The sequence below is a fragment of the Streptomyces sp. ME02-8801-2C genome (genome assembly GCF_033793965.1).
Lineage (GTDB): Bacteria > Actinomycetota > Actinomycetes > Streptomycetales > Streptomycetaceae > Streptomyces.
The window spans coordinates 322924-341320 of record NZ_JARAXP010000006.1 but is presented as its reverse complement, the minus strand read 5'-3'; the positions used below and the strand labels follow the sequence as shown (position 1 = coordinate 341320).

Genomic DNA, 18397 nt, shown 5'->3' with positions numbered 1-18397 from the left:
ACCCCGTTCCGCTCTGTCAGGGACCTCGTCGCGGCTTCGCCCCCGTATGCCTGCACGACATGATTCTGGCCGACAGCCTGGCGACGGGCAAAGCCCATGGGGGAGACGTAAGTTAACGACGCGTCATACGATGACCGCATCTACGGAGCGCAACACGCCGCACGACTGGGGGTGATGGGAACGTGCTGGGCGGTCCCGCCGGAGAGCGCGTCGCTGCGGTGCTCGTAGCGGGCTCGCAAGGCAGCGGCTACCTGATCGAGCCCCGGCTCGTCCTGACCGCCGCGCACGTCGTACGGCGCGGCGGAGACATTCGAATCGCCGCCGTCGGTGGGCTTGGGTTTGTCGACTGTGATCTCGTCTGGTCGGGTCATGAGGACGATTGCGATGCCGCGTTGCTGCGCGCGCGGGAGGACATCCTCCCGCAGGGGCTCCTGACCAGCTTCCGCGGTTTGAACTGGGGGAAGCCGGGGTCGCTCACACCTGTGTCCGACTGCCAGGCGATCGGTTTCGCCCCGGTCCAGGGCTCGGCGAGCGGGCGGAGCCTGGATACGGAACAGATAACCGGCGCCCTGCGGCCGGGAGCAGGGCTGCTGAGCGGCAGCTACGTTCTCACCCCCCAGTACCTGCCTGCCACGCCCGGCCCCTGGTCCAGCCCCTGGGCCGGGATGTCAGGCGCCGCCGTCTTCGCGGAAGATGTCTTCATCGGCATCATCACCAGCCATCCCGAGAACCGGCCGAACGACTTGCGGGTACTCCCCGCAGCAGCCCTTCTCGACCAGCCCGGCCTCATCTCCCAGCTCCACGCGCGGCCACGGCTTCTGACGCTCTCGCCGGACCTCACGTTCGAACGCCGCTACGCCGACTATCTGGAGAAGCGCCACAGCTACCTGGCCATCTTCGGACTCGACCTCAACGACCGGTCCCGGCAGACCTGGCCGCTGGATGAGGCTTACCTCGAACTCAGAGCCACCGAGACCGTCCAGGACGCCGGTGCTCTCTCGGAGCCGGCCCCCCGGGTCCCCGTCGAGCAGGCACTGACCCGGCACCCTCGCATACTCCTGCGAGGTGAGGCCGGGTCAGGGAAGACGACGCTCGTGCAACGGCTTGTGGTGACCGCTGCCCGACAGGATCCGGAGTCGCGGTACCTACAGGACCGCGTGCCCTTCCTACTCCCTCTGCGCACGCTCGTTCGGCAAGGTGAACTTCCCTTGCCCGAAGAGTTCCTGTCGACGACGCGATCCCCACTCGCTGGTACCCAGCCGGCCGGCTGGGTCGATCGGGTACTGACAGCCGGGCGCGGACTGCTGCTCGTCGACGGTGTCGACGAGATCGCGGAACACGACCGGGCGCGGGTGAAGAGCTGGCTGACCGACCTGCTCACCGCTTTCCCGGCCAATTACTGGCTGATCACCTCACGCCCTTCCGCTGTGGACGACGCGTGGCTCGCGGAAGCCGGATTCACCTCGTACGCCGTCTCCCGGATGAGCGACGACGACATCGTCGGCTTCATCACGCGCTGGCATGACGCAGCCCGGGCTGTGAGTACGGATCCGCAGCAGGCGGTACTCCTCGACGAGTTCGAAGCACGGCTGCTGACCACGTTCCACTCCAGTCCCACCCTGCGGAGGCTCGCGACGAGTCCGCTCATGTGCAGCCTCGTCTGTGCGTTGCACACCGACCGCAGAGGGTCTCTTCCTTCGGGAGAAATCGAGTTGTACCAGGCGGCGCTCTCCATGCTGCTGTCGCGGCGGGACCGGGAGCGGGGCATCGATGTCTCCACGCAGCTCTCCGAGCAGTCACAGTTGCTGCTCCTTGGACGGATCGCCTACTGGCTGGTCCGCAACGGCAGAATGGACGCACCACAGGAAGCGGTGGTCCAGCTCATTGACGAGGCTCTGCCCGCTCTGCCGGTCGCCGACGACGCGAGGAGCCTCTTCGATCTCCTTCTGGCACGCAGCGGCCTGTTGAACGAACCGGCCGCGGGCATGGTGAGTTTCGTCAGCCGCACCCTCCGGGACTACCTGGCGGCGAGGGCCGTCGTGGCCGAGGGCGACTTCGACCTGCTCGTCAGGAATGCCGACGACGTTCGGTGGGAGGACGTTTTCCGGTTCGCTGTCGCCCAGTCCCGCCCAAGCGAGCGGGCCGAGCTTCTGACGCGGTTGCTGTCCCGTGGCGAAACGGACGTTGGCGTCTCGTCCCGCCTCACGCTGCTGGCTCTGTCCTGTCTCGAGTTCGCGTTCGAGATCGATCCGTCGGTGCGCCAGGAAGTGCTGGAGCGTGCGGCGCGCCTTCTCCCGCCCCGCACGGACGCCGAACTCGAAGCCCTGGCCCGGGTCGGCTCGTCCGTCCTCGATCTGCTGCCCAGCCCTGGAACGGTCACCAGGCGGGAAGCGGCGACCTTCGCCGGTCTGGTCCGCAGAGTGGGCGGATCCGAGCATCTGGTCCAGGAGTTCGTGACACGGTCCAAGCGGCCGGCCCCTGCCCTCACCTCGTCGGTGCGGGTACCCGCGGATCTGTCACCCGGAGCCTACGAACTGGCTGTGGCGCTCAGCGTGGCCACCCGCGTCGAACCGGAGCTGCTGCGGGCTGTCCGTCTGACGGTGTTCCCGTATCTGGACGTCGCCGCCGAGTCGGACCTGTGGTTCAGCGACTGGGTGGCTTCCCGTACGCCGTCGGCGATCGCTCTTCGTCCCGAGCTGCTGCCCGGCCTACGTGAGGCACTCGCGGAGAAGATCGCCCTCAGCCCGGCGGACGATCCGATCACCGACCTGTGGGACGTCATCTCCCGTGTCCATGCCGATCTGTCCCCTGCCCTTGCCTTGGAGGAACGGGTCGCCTGGCTTTATGTCCAGGGCGACCTGGACCCGGCGGAGAGCATCGACCAGGCGTTGCAGCCCGCCCTGCGGGCCCTCGTCTCCGAAGGACGAGACGGCATCGCCGACTGGCTGGCCGGAGCCTGGGAACGGCTGCCGGAGCCGGTCCGGAGCACGACGACCGCATGGCAGCTCGCCACCCTCGCCTCACCGCGGGCGTCCGGCCTGGACCTCTCCGAGCTGCGAACGCCGGACGACCTGCGGATCGAGGACGCCGCCGTCGTCGCGGAAGGCTTGGCCGATGTACCGCTGCCGGTCTCGTTGGCGGGAGACGAGCTTCTCGTCGGCACAGCCTCGGGTGGCCGTGCCGTGGCAGTTCCCGTCCCGGACACACATCCCCGGATGATCGAAGTGATGCTGGACGGTGGCAGTCACCCGGAGGTGTCCGTGCGCACCGTGATGGTTGCCGACGGCCAGGCGGTGACGGTACCGATCGGTGACACCCGGGTGCGGCTACGAACGGCCCGCGGACTCACGTACGTATTGCGTGAAGGCCTGGGTACGGCCGGAACCACGACCGGTGAGCCACCCCCGGGCGCCGCACACGAGTTCACCGCCCCGGACACACTGCCGCCGGCGCCTACGCGCCTCATCGGCCGCGAGGAGGAGCTGGCACGCCTGATGCACGCCCTCGACCCGACATTGGCCGACGCCGGCCGGCCCACAGCCCTGTCGGTATCCGGGCTGGCCGGCGTCGGCAAGACGACCTTGGCCTTGGCCGCCGCACACGACGCGCGGATGCGTGGGTGGTTCCCCGGGGGGACGGTCTTTCTGGACCTGCACGGAGACAAATCACGCCGCACCACCACCAGCGATGCGGTGCACGCCGTCCTGCGCGCTCTTGGTGTGACGGCAGCCGATATTCCAGAAGGCTCCGACGACCGCGTGTTCCTGTACCACTCCGTCCTCGCCGAACGAATGCGGTCGCAGGGTCCGGTCCTGATCGTCGCGGACAACGCGTCCACCAACGCCCAGGTCCAGCCGCTTCTCCCCCGCGATCCGCTGAACCGCGCCATCGTCACATCGCGCGCTGCCCTACCTCAGCTTGACGCCTCCTTCCTGCGACTGGGCCGACTGAAGAAGGACGAAGCACACGCACTGCTACACAAAGCCACGAGCACAGCGGACCCGTCGGACACCCGCTTGATCACCGAACCGACTTCTGTGGAACAACTCGCCGAGCTCTGCGACGGCCTGCCGCTGGCACTGCGCATCGCCGCCGCGATCCTGGTCAGTGATCCCGGCATGCCGGTGGCCTCCCTCGTTGACGAACTGAGCGATCCGGCAACCCGTGTCGACCGACTCGACGACGGGGAGCTGAGTGTCCGCGCGGCCTTCGAGTCATCCCACCGCAGGCTCAGCAAGGATCAGGCCCAACTGCTCCGGCTGCTGGCCGGCGCACCCAGCGCTGCGTTGAGTACCACGGCGATCGCGGTGCTCCTCCCCGACAGGCCTGTCCCCGCGAGCCAGTTGAACGGCCTGGTCCGCTATTCCTTCGTGGACCGCGAGACTGGGGCCGACCGATGGAGGATGTCCGATCTGGTCCGTGCTTTCGTACTGACGCGCAGGGCTGAGAAGCAGGCACGGCCGAATGAGGACGAGGAAGCCTGGGGTCGGCTGCTCGAGTACTACGTCCACATGACGGAGCACGCTGTGCGGCGTGTGCGATCAGAGCCGGAACAAACGGTTCAGGGACCGTTCAGCAACGCCCAGGAAGCACAGAACTGGCTGGGGGACGAGTGGAAGAACCTCGCCTCCACGGCATTTTGGGCCGCCCGGGGGCCCCACGCACGCACAACGATGCGTCTGAGCCTTGCACTCGCGGAATATCTACGCGAGATTCAGGCCTTCCAGGTACTCACAGAGGTCAGCCGGGTTGCCCTCGACGCGGCGCAACGCGTCGGTGACCTGGACGGTGAGGCCAGGGCATGGGGCTGCATGGGGATCGGGCTGCGAGGTCTGAGCGACTTCACCGGGGCGATCGAGGCCTTCACCCATGAGCGTGACGTGTACCAGAACCTCGGCGACCGCTCCGGGGAGAGCCGGGCCTGGCACAGTCTGGGGACGACGCACACGGAGACCGGCACGCCGGACGAGGCTCTCCGGGCGTTCAGCATGGCTGTGGAGCTGTGCCAAGAACTCGGTGAGTGGCACGGCGTGGCCCGCAGCAGCGCCGCGTGGGCCGAAGTCCTGCATTCGGAAGGGCTCGTCGATGAGGCCCAGTCCATGTGGACATTAGCCGCCGACGCGTATCACCGTGTGGGCGCTCTGGAGGAAGAGGCGTCCGTGCGCCGTCGATTGTGATCGCGTACTACGGCTTGCCGGCCTTGAATCGGAGTGAGCAGGTCCTCCAACTCCCTCGTGGTTCAGGCTCTCAGCCGTCAGAATCCAACCGTGACGCAGAGATCTGAGGACACGGCGATACGGATGGTCTGGGATGCGCAGAGTGTGTGGTCGCAGGCCGCGAACAAACTCAAGCTGTCTATCGAGCGTGCTCGGCTGACGGCGTTGACGTTGGGGATCGCGGCCGCCACGTTGGGAACCGTGGCATCCCAGACCATGAGCGGCCACCCTTCCGTTGGACGTGCTTTCGCTGCAGCTGCTGCTGTTGCCGCCGGGACCGCACCGTTGATGGCGCAACGTGGCGGTCCCGGCCGACTGAGTGACTGGACCAGATTGCGGGCGGTGTCGGAGGCTTTCAAGGCCGAGTCCTACGCCTACCTGGCCGGAGGCGGGGCGCAGCACAGCTCCGGGGCCGCCGAGGCCCTGCTGGGACGCGTCGCGCGATACCGCGAGAGCAGTGTTGATCTCTCTCACTACACGTTCGGCATCACTGCGGTCGGTCGGCCCCTGCCCGCCGTCACGGATCCAGGCTCCTATGTGGAGCATCGGCTGAAGGGGCAGCTCACGACGTACTACCGGCCCAAAGCGGAACTGATGCACCGCCGCGTCCAGTTCGTCGAGCGTCTGGAGTTCCTTCTCGGCGGCCTGGGAGCCTTGATGGCGGCGGTCGCCGGCGTTTACGCGGTTGAGGCGGTCGCGGCGTGGGTTGCCGTCGCTGCTTCGGTGTCGGTAGCTGTCGCCGCTCATTCGACCGCTCAGCGATATGCGTACCAACAGCTGGAATTCTCCCGTACCGCACAGGAGTTGGAGCGGCTGCTCGAACGCTGGGAGCAGACGAGCGACCGAAATCCAGCATTCGTCGAAGGATTCATCGCCGAGTGCGAAAGTGTCGTCTCCATCCAGAACGAGGCCTGGATGATCCGCTGGACCCTGGGTTGACCTGCCTGGACGGCTGGGGGTTCGGGGCGCGCGGCCACGACGGTTGCCCCGCGTCCGTCGAAAGTCCGCGCGCCGCTCGCGACCAGTCAGCTATTCCCTGGTGAACGTGCCGAGGCCGCTCGTGTCGAGGTTCTCGACCTTGACCTTGTCGGCCCGGCCGTCGGAGCCGACCGTGAAGGTCACGCCGGACAGGCCGACCGCGTTCTCGCCCGTGGTGCTGTAGTAGAAGGTGTCGCCGTCGTAGTGCCGCAGGGTGAACCGCTGTTTCTTCGGGCCGAGTTGCATGACGAGGTCGTCGCCCGGGGCGGAGCCGACGGTCATCGGTCCGTAGAAGTCGTTGGCGTACGTTCCCGTGTAGGCGTCGTCCGCCCTGGCCTTGGCCGGCTTTGCCGGGGGCTTTGCGTAGTCGGTCTCGGAGCGTTCGCCCGCGACGGCCCCCTCGATGAGCGGGCCGAGGAACGTCAGCCAGTCGACCGTGGGCCCACCCGTCTGCGCGGTGTCGAGGAAGGTCGCGGAGATCGACTCGGGTACGCCGACGGGCGCGCCGTTGGTGAGGACGACGATGCCGAGCTTCTCCGAGGGCAGCAGCGCGACGTTGGTGGCCGCGCCCAGCGCGAAGCCACCGGAGTGGCCGAGCTTCAGCCTGCCCTGGTCGTCGTAACTGACGTTCCAGCCGAGCCCGTAGAACCCGGATCTGCCCGCCGGCGCGTGCGGCGGCTCGGAGAGGCTGTGCGGAAGGTGGGTCTCGTCCAGGGCCTCGGCATCGACCACCCGCCGCCCCTCGAACTCCCCGTTGCCGAGCTGCAGGCGCAGCCACTTAGTCATGTCCCGGACGGTGGAGCTGGCCCCGCCCGCCGGGCTCTGGGCATCGGCGTTCCGTACGAATTTGGCCTGCCAGGTGTCGCCCTGCTTCACATGGGTGACGGCCTTGTTCCCGGCCTTCTCGTAGTCGGCGAAGGTGGAGCTGGTGCGGTCCATGCCGAGCGGCCGGTACAGCTTGTCGGCGGACAGTTTCTCCCAGCTGGTGCCCGCCGCCCGCGCGACGGCGACGCCGGCTTCGGTCAGCCCGAAGTTGGTGTACGCGTAGCTGGCACGGAACGGGGTCAGGGGTTCGTACCGCAGACGTTCCAGGATGTACGAGCGGTCGAAGCCGAGGTCCTCCAGGATGTCCCCGGCGTGGTCGGGCAGGCCGGTGCGGTGCGAGAACAGGTCGGCGAGCGTGGCGTGGCGGGTGACCCAGGGGTCCTTGAGGGCGAAGCCGGGACTGTACTTGACGACGGGGTCGTCCCAGCCGACCGTCTTCTCCCCCACGGCCGCGGCGACCACCGTCGACGCGACCGGCTTGGAGACCGAGGCGAGCTGGAAGACGGTGTCGGGCCCGACCTTGCCCTCCGCGCCGGCCTTCCGTACGCCGAAGCCCTTGAGATACAGCACCTTGTCGTCGTACACCACGCCGACGGCGACCCCCGGCACACCGGTTTTGCGCATGGCGTCCTGTACGACGCCGTCGAGCTTGTCCACCGCGGCGTCGACCTTGGCCCGCGTGAGGCGCGGCGGCGGCTGGGCCGGCGGGACGGTGGGCAGCGGCGAGGCCTCCGCCGCCACCTTGCGGACGGCGGCGGACGTGTCGGCACCCGTGTCGGCATCCGTCGTACAGCCGCTGCCGGCCAGGGCGGCGACCACGCCCAGCGCGGCAGCGAGGCGAAGGCGCCGGGCGGACGCCTGTGCCTGTGCCTGCGCCTTTGGCTGTATCTGCGTCGGTGTCTCGTCTAGGGAGGGCATGTCTTCCAGTGAAGGTCCTGCCCTGACGCCTGTCGCATCAGCGAGCCATTCGGGGGACGGGCCGCCGCAGCCGTCGGCGAGCGGCGCCGAACGAGTGGACTCGCCGGTACGTGACCGGAAGGGGTCAGCTGCGACGAGTCGCCGATGGTGATGTTGCCGTCCGAGCCCGCCCGAGTTGGAAGAGGCATCCCGGATGCGACATACCCCCCACCGCAGGATGCTCGCCGCGGCACTGTTCGCGGCGTGTGCGCTGATCGGGACGGCAGCGGTCCCCGCCGCGACGGCCCGGCCCGCTACGGCCGAGCAGCACTGCCAGGACGACAGGCAGCACCGTCCCTACGGCCAGGACCAGGACAGCTGCCCTCCGAGCACGCTCTCCCCCGAGGTGACCGCCCGGCTGGACAAGGCGATCGAGGACGTCCGCCGACAGGCCGACATCCCCGGAGTCGTCGTCGGACTGTGGATGCCCGGCAAGGGAAGCTACGTCCGCGCGACCGGCGTCGCCGACACCGCCACCCGCCGGCCCATGACCACCGACGGCTACGTACGGATCGGCAGCGAGACCAAGACCTTCACGGTCACCGCGCTGCTCGAACTCGTCGACGACCACCGGATCGGGCTGGACGACCCGATCTCCCGTTACGTCCCCGGCGTACCGAACGGCCGCCACATCACCCTGCGCCACCTCGCGGAGATGCGCAGCGGCCTGTTCCCGTACACGTCCGACCCGGACTTCGTCCATGACCTGCTGAGCGACCCGCAGCGCTACTTCACCCCCCGGGAAGTGCTCGCGTACGGCTTCAAGCACGAGAACACCTTCGCGCCGGGTACGGAGTTCCAGTACTCCAACACCAACCTCGTGCTGCTCGGCCTGGTGATCGAGAAGGTCAGCGGTCAGCAGCTCGCCGACTTCATCCACGAGCGGGTGCTGCGGCCGGCCCACCTGCGTCACACCCTCTTCCCCCAGGGACCCGAGTTCCCCGAGCCGCATCCGCGCGGCTACACGAACCAGACGCTGAGCGGCGCGGTCGCCGACGCCACGGACTGGAACCCCAGTTGGGCGTGGGCGGCCGGGGCGATGATCTCCGACTTGCACGATCTGCGCCGCTGGGCCCGCGTCGTCGCCACCGGAACCCTGCTGACCCCCCAGACCCAGGCCGAGCGCCTCAAGACCCTGCCGACCGGCTTCCCGGGCCTCAGCTACGGCCTCGGCATCTTCACAACCGGCGGCTGGATCGGCCACAACGGCTCGATCCCGGGCTACCAGACGGTGACGGTCTATCTGCCGTCGCAGAAGGCCACCCTGGTCATCATGATCAACACGGACATCCCCAGCGAGGGCCAGGAACCGTCGACGCTGCTCGCCCGGGCGGTCACGGGGATCGTGACGCCGGGGAATGTGTATGACGGGGCGATTGCTCCGCGGTAGGGGGTCGCCATCGGTCGCGCGATCAGGCGATCAGGTGGTCGGACCACGCATGGTCTGACGGGTCAGTCGGTCAGGCGATCGGACCACGCATGGTCGGTCGGGTCAGTCGGTCAGGCCGAGCGTGGTCAGTCGGTCAGGGTCGGTGAGGATGTCGAGTCCGGTGATGCGGCCGTCCCGGATGGTGAACGACATGACGGACAGCGGTCGACCCCCGGCGAACGAGACAACGCCGGGCGTACCGTTGACCAGCACCAGACGAGCGTCCGCCGCGAAGCGGGCGAAGGTGATCGCCTGCGCCGCCACATCGCCCGCGCCGCGCCGCAGGATGCTCGGGACGAGCGTGCCGCCGTCGGAACGCGCGACCACGTCGGGGTCGAGGACGGTCAGGAGCGCCTCGAAGTCGCCGCCGCGGGAGGCGGTCAGGAAGGCGTTGACGACGTCGCGTTTGCGGGCGTTGTCCGTGTCGGCCGCCGGGGCGGCGTCCTGAACCCGGCGGCGGGCGCGGCTGGCGAGCTGCCGGGTGGAAACCGTGGTCCGACCGAGGATGGGCGCGATGTCGTCGAAGGGCACGTCGAACATGTCGTGGAGGACGAAGGCGAGCCGCTCGGCCGGGGAGAGGGCCTCCAACACGATCATGAGGGCGATGCCCACCGAGTCCGCGATCAGGATCTCCTGCTCGGGGTCGACGCGGGACAGCGCGGTGACCACCGGGTCCGGCAGCCGGACCGACCCGTCCTGCTCGGGCAGCGGATCCTCGCGTCGCGACGTACGCGAGCGGAGCATGTCCAGGCATATCCGGCCCACGACCGTGGTGAGCCAGGCCCCGAGATTCCTCACGTCGCTCACATCGGAGCGGCTGAGCTTGAGCCAAGCCTCCTGGACGGCGTCCTCCGCCTCCGCGAGCGACCCCAGCATGCGGTAGGCCACCACCCGGAGCCCGTGCCGCTCCGCCTCGAAGCGGTCGGCCAGAAAAAAGTTCTCGCTCACCTGTCACACCCCCGTGTCCGGATCCGTCGGTCCAGTGACAGACGCTAACGGATCACGAGGAGCGAACCAGATGACCGCCGAGATCACCACCGAGATCAGCACCGCGATCACCACCACTGCCCGGATGAAGAACCCCGCCCTGGTCCTGCCGGACGCCATGAAGGGCATCCAGAACATCTACAAGGCCATGTACCAGGGTGGCGTCTCCCCGCAGATCCTGGAGCTGGTCCACCTGCGGGCCAGCCAGATCAACGGATGCAGCGCCTGCGTGTTCGCCGGCGTGGCGGGCGCCAAGAAGCACGGCGAGAGCGACGAACGCCTGCACGCCGTGGCCGCCTGGCGCGAGGCGCCGTTCTTCTCCGCCGAGGAGCGCGCGGCCCTGGCCCTCACCGAGGTCGCCACCCGGATCGCCGACCGCTCCGGCAAGGCCGTCCCCGACGAGGTGTGGAACGAGGCCGCGGACCACTTCGACGAGAAGCAGCTCTCCGCGATCATTCTGATGATCGGCCTCACCAACTTCTTCAACCGCATCAACGCCACCATCGAGGAGCCCGCCGGCACGACCTGGTGACCGGCGCTACCGACCCGTCTCCGCAGCCGGCCGGTGCGTACGGCCCCGCCCGACGATCCGCCGCCACCGGCCCGGGCGCTGCCGAGACGGGTGCGATCCGCAGCTGTACTCGTCTGTACTCGTCTGTACTCGTCGAGGTGTACGGGTCCCGCCGCCGGCACCGGCCTACGATGACGCGGTGAAGTTCGTGATGGTGCCGGGCGGTTGGCAGGGCGGATGGGTCTTCGACGCGGTGGCCGCCGAGTTGCGCGGAGACGGCCACCACGTCGAGGCGGTGACCCTGTCGGGGCTGGAGTCGGACGGCCCGGTCGACGTGGACCGCCCGCCGAACCTCGACGCCCACATCGACCAGGTGGCCGAGATCATCGAACGCAGCGACGCGGAAACGCCCCTCGCACTGTGCGGGCACAGCTACGGAGGGATGGTCGTCGCCGGTGTCGCGGACCGACTCGGCGACCGCATCGACCAGCTCGTCTTCATCGACGCATACGTCCCGGACGACGGGGACTCGTGCTGGTCGTTGACCAGCGACAGCTTCCGGGAGTTGTTCATCGCCGGCGCCCGCGCCGACGGTCGATGGGTCGCGGTGCCCGAGGGACTCGACCCTCGCGCGCGACCACACCCCATGGCGAGCTTCGTCCAGTCGATCAGGCTGGGAGGCAACCCCACCCGCGCCCTCGCCCGAACGTTCATCAGCGGCGGCCCATGGCCGGGCAGCCCATTCGTACCCCTGACCGAACGGCTGCGCAACGACTCGGACTGGCGGGTGCACGAGATCCCGGTCGGCCACAACATCGCCCGCCGGGACCCGCGTGGCCTCGCGGCCGTTCTGGGGGCATTGCCGCCAGACTTCAACTGACGAACGGTCGCTGCCGGGGCGGTGAGCGCGCCAGAGGGGGCGGGCGGTCGGATTCCGAGAGTTCAACGGCGATGAGTTCTGCCGTGGCTCCCGGTCTCTATCAACACGATCCGCAGGATCTACGGCCCTCCGCAGGACCTACGGGATCCGCAGGACCTACGGGATCCGCAGGACCTACGGGACCTTTCAACCGCCCGCGAGGAGAACATCATGACCGCCACCTACACATTCGACGTCTTTTCCAGCCTCGACGGCTTCGGCGCCGCCGGCGGCAACTGGACCGGCTACTGGGGCAAGCAGGGCCCCGAGTTCCTCGACCACCGCCTCGCCCAGTACAGCGAGGACCAGCGGATGGTCTTCGGGGCCAACACGTACAGGGCGTTCACGCGCATGCTGGCCGCGAGCACCGAGGACTCCGACGTACGGGACCCATGGGTCACCCGGATGACGAGCCTGCCCGCGACGGTGGTCTCGACCACGCTGGACGGCCCTCTCGACTGGTCGGACGCGACTCTCGCGAGCGGCGACGCCGTGGACGTCGTCGCTCGGCTCAAGAAGGAGTCCGACGTACCGCTGCGCTCGCACGGCAGCCTGGCGATGAACCGGTCCCTGATGGCGGCGGGCCTGGTCGACCGCGTCCAGGTGACGCTCTTCCCCGTCATCACCGGTCAGAACGGACTGAGCCCGATCTTCGAGGGCGCGGCCGACTTCGACCTCGAACTGCTCGAGAGCCGGACGCTCGGCGGCGGCATCCAGGAGCTGATCTACCGGCCTACGCTGCACGCCGCCTGATGAAGGCTGTCGTGATGTCGTGCCTGTAGGGATCTTCGTGGGGAGGAAATCCCGCGAAGGGGAAGACCCCGGGCTCCTAGACTGCCGCTGTGACCGACGACACTCAGCGCCCCGACAGCGGGCCGAACAGCTCCCCCGAACCCGAACTGCCGACTCAGTACGCGCCGGCCGAGGTAGAGGGACAGTTGTACGAGCGCTGGGTAGAGCGCGGTTACTTCGAGGCCGACGCGAAGAGCGACAAGCCCGCGTACACGATCGTCATCCCGCCCCCGAACGTCACCGGCTCCCTCCACCTCGGCCACGCCTTCGAGCACACGCTGATCGACGCCCTCACCCGCCGCAAGCGCATGCAGGGCTACGAGACGCTGTGGCAGCCGGGGATGGACCACGCCGGCATCGCCACACAGAACGTGGTCGAGCGCGAGCTCGCCAAGGAGGGCAAGTCCCGTCACGACCTCGGCCGTGAGGCTTTCGTCGACCGTGTCTGGCAGTGGAAGCTGGAGTCCGGCGGTGGGATCGCCGGCCAGATGAGGCGCCTCGGCAACGGTGTCGCATGGAGCCGCGACCGTTTCACCATGGACGAGGGCCTGTCCCGTGCCGTCCAAACCGTCTTCAAGAAGATGTTCGACGACGAGCTGATCTACCGCGCCGAGCGCATCATCAACTGGTGCCCGCGCTGTCTGACGGCCATCTCGGACATCGAGGTCGACTACCAGGACGACGACGGTGAGCTCGTCTCCATCAAGTACGGCGAGGGCGACGAGACCCTCGTCGTCGCGACGACCCGCGCCGAGACGATGCTCGGTGACACGGCGGTCGCCGTCCACCCGGACGACGAGCGGTACGCGTCGCTCATCGGCAAGCAGATCAGGCTGCCGCTGACCAACCGCACCATCCCGGTCGTCGCGGACACCCACGTCGACCCGGAGTTCGGCACCGGCGCGGTCAAGGTCACCCCGGCCCACGACCCCAACGACTTCGCCATCGGGCGGCGCCACAACCTCGACTCGATGACCGTCATGGACGAACGCGGCGTCATCACCGTCCACGGCCCCTTCCAGGGCCTGGACCGCTTCGAGGCCCGCTCCGCGATCGTCGCCGCGTTGCGCGCCGAGGGCCGGATCGTCGCCGAGAAACGCCCGTACGTCCACTCGGTCGGCCACTGCTCGCGCTGCAGGACGACCGTCGAGCCTCGGCTGTCCCTGCAGTGGTGGGTCAAGGTCGGGCCGCTCGCCCGGGCGGCCGGTGACGCGGTTCGCGACGGCCGCGTGAACATCCACCCCGCCGACATGTCCCAGCGGTACTTCGACTGGGTCGACAACCTCCACGACTGGTGCATCTCACGCCAGTTGTGGTGGGGCCACCGCATCCCCGTCTGGCACGGCCCGAACGGCGAGACGGTCTGCGTCGGCCCCGACGAGCAGCCGCCGACCGGTGACGGCTGGAGCCAGGACACCGACGTACTCGACACGTGGTTCTCCGCCGGCCTGTGGCCGTTCTCCACCCTCGGCTGGCCCGAACAGACCCCGGACCTCGAGAAGTTCTATCCGAACTCCGTCCTCGTCACCGGCTACGACCTCATGTTCTTCTGGGTCGCCCGGATGATGATGTTCGGCCTGTACGCGATGGACGGCGAAGTCCCCTTCCGCACCATCGCGTTCCACGGCATGGTCCGTGACGAGCACGGCAAGAAGATGTCGAAGTCGTTCGGCAACACGGTCAATCCGCTGGACTGGATGGACAAGTACGGCTCCGACGCTCTTCGGTTCACGCTCGCCCGGGGCGCCAACCCCGGTACGGACGTGCCGATCGGCGAAGACTGGGTCCAGGCGTCCCGCAACTTCGCCAACAAGATCTGGAACGCCACGCGCTTCGCGCTCATGAACGGCGCCACGACCGAGGGCGAACTCCCGCCCGTGGAACGCCTGTCGGCGCCGGACCGCTGGATCCTGTCCCGCCTCAACGCGACCGTCGCCGAGGCGGACGCCCACTACGACGACTACCAGTTCGCGAAACTCGCCGACTCCCTCTACCACTTCGCGTGGGACGAGGTCTTCGACTGGTACGTGGAACTGTCCAAGACCACTTTTTTCGCGGGCGGCGAGCAGGCGAAGGTCTCCGGCCGCGTCCTCGGCGAGGTCCTCGACGTCACCCTGCGCCTCCTCCACCCGGTCGTCCCGTTCGTCACCGAGAGCCTCTGGACGACGCTGACCGGCCGCGAGTCCCTCGTGATCGCCGACTGGCCGGCGGACAGCGGCTTCCGCGACCCGGCTGCCGAGGCGGAGATCGCCGACCTCCAGCAGGTGATCACGGAGGTCCGCCGCTTCCGCTCCGACCAGGGCCTCCAGCCGGGCCAGAAGGTCCCGGCCCGCCTGGACCTGACGAGCACACGGCTCGCCGCCCACGAGGCCGCCATCCGCCAACTCCTGCGCCTCCAGCCGGAAGGCGACACCTTCAACGCCACCGCCACCCTCCCGATCGCCGGTGCCACAGTCACCCTCGACCTCTCCGGCACGATCGACGTCGAGGCGGAACGCAGACGCCTCACGAAGGACCTGGCGGCGGCGCAGAAGGAGCGGCAACAGGCAGAGGCCAAGCTCACCAACGAGGCGTTCCTGGCGAAGGCGCCGGACAGTGTGGTGGAGAGGATCCGGGGGCGCCTGGCGAAGGCGGAGGGGGATGTTGTGCGGCTTGGGGGGCAGATCGAGGGGTTGGAGTCTGCTTAGCGGGCACGGCAGCGGAGGAGCCCCGGAGAGTGGTCCGGGGCTCTTTGGACTCCCTGGAACTCGCTGTAACTCGTTGGGGCTCTTCGCGGTGGCCGAGCAAGATGCTCGGCGCTCGGCCCCCGGCCCTCGCCACTCGGCCAGCAGGTTCGATGTGGCGAGGGTCGGCAGGCGGTCGAGTCGCGTGACGGGGCGCTCAGCGCCTCGTCTCGTACCTGGTCAGGATCACGCCGCCGGGAAACGTCCGCGTCTCCACCATGTTCAGGTTCACCCAGTTGTCCAACGCGCTGAAGAACGGCGTACCGCCGCCCACCAGGACGGGCACGGTAGCCAGTACGTACTCGTCGATCAGCCCGGCCCGCATGGCCGCCCCGGCGAGCGTCGCGCCGCCGATGTCCATCGGACCGCCGTCCTCGGCCTTGAGCCTGGTGATCTCGGCGACCGCGTCGCCGGTGACCAGGCGGGTGTTCCAGTCGACCTTGTCGATCGTCGAGGAGAACACCACCTTCGACATGTCCCGCCAGCGGCGCGCGAACTCGATCTCCGCCGGGGTGACGCCCGGCTGCTGGTCGCCGGTCGGCCAGTGGGAGCTCATCGTCTGCCACAGCTTGCGTCCGTACAGCGTCAGGTCGGTCGCCTGCAACTGGTCGGACCAGAACTGGAACAGCTCGTCGCTCGGCACACCCCAGCTGATGTCGCCGCCGGGCGCGGCGATGTAGCCGTCCAGGGACAGGTTCATGCCGTAGATCAGTTTCCGCATGGCGCCAGCCTTTCGTGAATCGGTCGTAGGTGGGCAGACCGGCGCGGGGCGGGAAACTCATCGGTGCGCGTCTGAGCTCGCGTGAAGTCCGCCGGTCAGGCCTTCGAGAACCGGCTACGCACCCTGGCTCGTCACAGACGCTTGCGCGAGCGATGCAGGACCTGACGTACAGGATGTCGGTCTGATCGTGGGACGCCGCCTGATCAGCGAGCTCGGCAACGAGGCGTTCTTGGCGAAGGCCCCGAGACAATGTGGTGGAGAAGACCCGGGGGCGCCTGGCGAAGGCGGAGGAGGATGTTGCGCAGCTTGGGGGCAGATCGAGGGGTTGCCGTCTGTAAGCGGGCGGGTGAAGGCTAGGAGCCCGGGCCTTGCGTCCGGGCCGGCTCGAGTGCGCGACGGCTGGGCGGCCGTTGGCGCATTCTGAACCGCTTCCCTTACCAAGCGGCGCATCAACCGGTCTAGGCTCTGAGGCGTGCCAAATGATCCGCAGTGGGAAGCGCCAGTGGGTTCCTGGGCTTCATCCGCCGCTCGCCGCCGCAATATGCAGGCGATCCGCAGCCGCGATACCAAACCCGAACAGCTGATCAGACGGCTCGTGCACGCCCAGGGACTGCGCTACCGCGTATGTACCCGTCCGCTGCCCGACCTCCGACGGACAGCAGACATGGTGTTCCGTCCCGCAAAAGTCGCCGTTTTCATCGACGGGTGTTACTGGCACGGTTGCCCTGAGCACTATGTCCCGCCCAAGACAAACTCGGGATATTGGTCAGACAAGGTCCTACGTAATGTCAAGCGGGACCGTGACACCGATCAGCGTCTGAAAGAAGCCGGGTGGCTCGTGCTCCGGTTCTGGGAGCACGAGCAGTCAGATATCTGCGCGATCCAGATTGCTACGACGGTTCTTGCCCGCCGCACGAATTCGCGACCCGCCTGATACAGGAAACGCCATCTGTTCCGGATGCCGCATTTCGGCAGCTGAGTTACCAGCATCCATCACATATTCGCTGAGCAACTCATCCCGGCACTCCGGCCGCAGCACGGCAGCGATAGCTCGCCCAACGGCTTCAGCCACTGGGGGCGGAAAAGCGTTGCCCACCTGACGGTACCGAGCCGTCTTCTTTCCCTGGAAATTCCACCGCTCCGGGAAGCCCTGGATAATCGCAGCCTGTTCAACAGTCAACATCGGGCCAGCGGGCCGGAAAAGATCACGCTCCGGGTCGCAGTCTTCGCGATCATTCGCGAGGCCCATCCCGTCAACTCCCAGCGCTGCCCAGGCACGCTTGGCTCTGGTCGGCCCAAGGTCAGCACCGCCATGCTTCCTTGACCCCCCTACCAGGGTCGGAGCGATACCTCTGCCCGCCTCCGCGGCCTCTGTGGCAGCACGCAGCCAATCCCGGTAAACAGCCTTCCCCGTCCGGTCACCGCGCTTTGCTCGCTCCCCGTCCTTATTTTTGTTCCAAAAATCCTGGCAGCGCCTTTCCATGCTCTCAGCAAGCTCACCAACAACCGTTGCCTGTTTACCATCCAAGTGGTCCGGCCATACAAATTCAACATCACTGGCGTCAAAAACATCCTCGTGGATAGCGACCAGGATTGCCCGAGGACGGAGTTGAGGAACACCAAACTTATTTGCATCCATCCTGCGCCAAACCTTGCGCATGGCCAAGTCCTGCTCTGCCGCCGACCAATCGCGCTCGATCTTCGGCACCACATAACCTAGTTCACGCAGTTCACTCAAGATATCCCGACGATATTCGATAAAAACTTCTGGAGGCTCCAGAATACCTCGGACATTTTCAATCATGACGGCCTTGGGCATCAAGTCTCTGACGATCCTCAAAGCATCCGGAAAAAGATCACGCTCGTCATCCTTGCCGAGCCTTTTTCCTGCAAGTGAAAACGGAGGACACGGCACACCGCCAGCCAACAGATCCAGCCGCTCCCCCCCAAGACTGGCCTTAAGTCTTTTATGAGCCTTTGAGCCAAGGAATTCCCTAACATCCATTGACTCAAGCGCTTCAGCCCGCTCACGGCTCCACCTAGGCCAGTTGCTCACGTTCGCCTTCAGCGTGCGCACTGCATGAAGATCCCACTCGACAAGATCAAGGTGATCGAAGCCGGCCTGATGCAGCCCAACGGCTTGTCCACCTGCGCCGGCACAGATCTCCACTGAGGTCAACGGCACGGTGAACTGCGGACGCTGGCGACCGCTGGGGCGCATAGCGCTCCTTCCGGGAGTGACTCGAAACGATCCAGGTGTCCAAAAATCCATGATCGTCTACTGGATCTTGGAGTCTTGAACACCCAGAGTCTGCCACTGTCGCGGCCGAAACGAGGAA

General features: G+C 67.5%; 12 protein-coding genes. 8 read left to right on the top strand and 4 right to left on the bottom strand.

Going from position 1 to position 18397, the window contains the following annotated elements; all coding sequences use genetic code 11:
• Positions 1-182 precede the first annotated feature (182 nt).
• Together PV396_RS21740 and PV396_RS21735 are read left to right on the top strand one after the other, a co-directional pair.
• A complete protein-coding gene (locus PV396_RS21740; RefSeq protein ID WP_319206933.1) occupies positions 183-5177 on the top strand; it encodes an NACHT domain-containing protein in 4995 nt (1664 codons plus the stop codon).
• Positions 5178-5267: 90 nt separating this feature from the next.
• Complete coding sequence (locus tag PV396_RS21735) at positions 5268-6155, top strand: DUF4231 domain-containing protein (RefSeq protein ID WP_319206930.1); 888 nt, start codon at positions 5268-5270, stop codon at positions 6153-6155.
• Positions 6156-6245: 90 nt separating this feature from the next.
• Here the strand turns inward: PV396_RS21735 and PV396_RS21730 are convergent, their stop codons facing one another.
• Complete coding sequence (locus PV396_RS21730; protein ID WP_319206928.1) at positions 6246-7937, bottom strand: serine hydrolase; 1692 nt, start codon at positions 7935-7937, stop codon at positions 6246-6248.
• 193 nt (positions 7938-8130) lie between these two features.
• On the opposite strand from PV396_RS21730, the gene PV396_RS21725 reads away from it, so the two are divergent.
• Positions 8131-9366, top strand: a complete 1236-nt coding sequence (locus tag PV396_RS21725; RefSeq protein ID WP_319206926.1) for a serine hydrolase domain-containing protein — start codon at positions 8131-8133, stop codon at positions 9364-9366.
• Between the two features lie 102 nt (positions 9367-9468).
• Here PV396_RS21725 and PV396_RS21720 read toward each other — a convergent pair whose 3' ends face one another.
• A complete protein-coding gene (locus PV396_RS21720; protein WP_319206924.1) occupies positions 9469-10353 on the bottom strand; it encodes a sigma-70 family RNA polymerase sigma factor in 885 nt (294 codons plus the stop codon).
• Positions 10354-10423: 70 nt separating this feature from the next.
• On the opposite strand from PV396_RS21720, the gene PV396_RS21715 reads away from it, so the two are divergent.
• The 4 genes from PV396_RS21715 (at position 10424) to PV396_RS21700 (ending at position 15301) form a co-directional block, all read left to right on the top strand.
• Positions 10424-10924, top strand: a complete 501-nt coding sequence (locus PV396_RS21715; protein WP_319206923.1) for a carboxymuconolactone decarboxylase family protein — start codon at positions 10424-10426, stop codon at positions 10922-10924.
• A gap of 178 nt (positions 10925-11102) precedes the next feature.
• Positions 11103-11783 (top strand): alpha/beta hydrolase, encoded by a 681-nt coding sequence (locus tag PV396_RS21710; protein WP_319206922.1) that lies wholly within the window; start codon positions 11103-11105, stop codon positions 11781-11783.
• Between the two features lie 210 nt (positions 11784-11993).
• Positions 11994-12575, top strand: a complete 582-nt coding sequence (locus PV396_RS21705; protein WP_319206919.1) for a dihydrofolate reductase family protein — start codon at positions 11994-11996, stop codon at positions 12573-12575.
• Positions 12576-12664: 89 nt separating this feature from the next.
• Entirely contained in the window at positions 12665-15301 is a 2637-nt protein-coding gene (locus PV396_RS21700) for a valine--tRNA ligase (protein ID WP_319206917.1), read from the top strand.
• 193 nt (positions 15302-15494) lie between these two features.
• Here PV396_RS21700 and PV396_RS21695 read toward each other — a convergent pair whose 3' ends face one another.
• Positions 15495-16058 carry a dihydrofolate reductase family protein gene (locus PV396_RS21695; protein ID WP_319206915.1) on the bottom strand — a complete coding sequence of 188 codons (564 nt, stop codon included), beginning with the start codon at positions 16056-16058 and terminating at the stop codon, positions 15495-15497.
• Positions 16059-16560: 502 nt separating this feature from the next.
• Between PV396_RS21695 and PV396_RS21690 the strand changes: the two genes are divergently transcribed.
• Positions 16561-16992, top strand: a complete 432-nt coding sequence (locus tag PV396_RS21690) for a very short patch repair endonuclease (RefSeq protein ID WP_319207393.1) — start codon at positions 16561-16563, stop codon at positions 16990-16992.
• Here the strand turns inward: PV396_RS21690 and PV396_RS21685 are convergent.
• Complete coding sequence (locus tag PV396_RS21685; protein WP_319206913.1) at positions 16924-18279, bottom strand: DNA (cytosine-5-)-methyltransferase; 1356 nt, start codon at positions 18277-18279, stop codon at positions 16924-16926. The genes PV396_RS21690 and PV396_RS21685 overlap by 69 nt on opposite strands.
• Between the last annotated feature and the right edge of the window lie 118 nt (positions 18280-18397).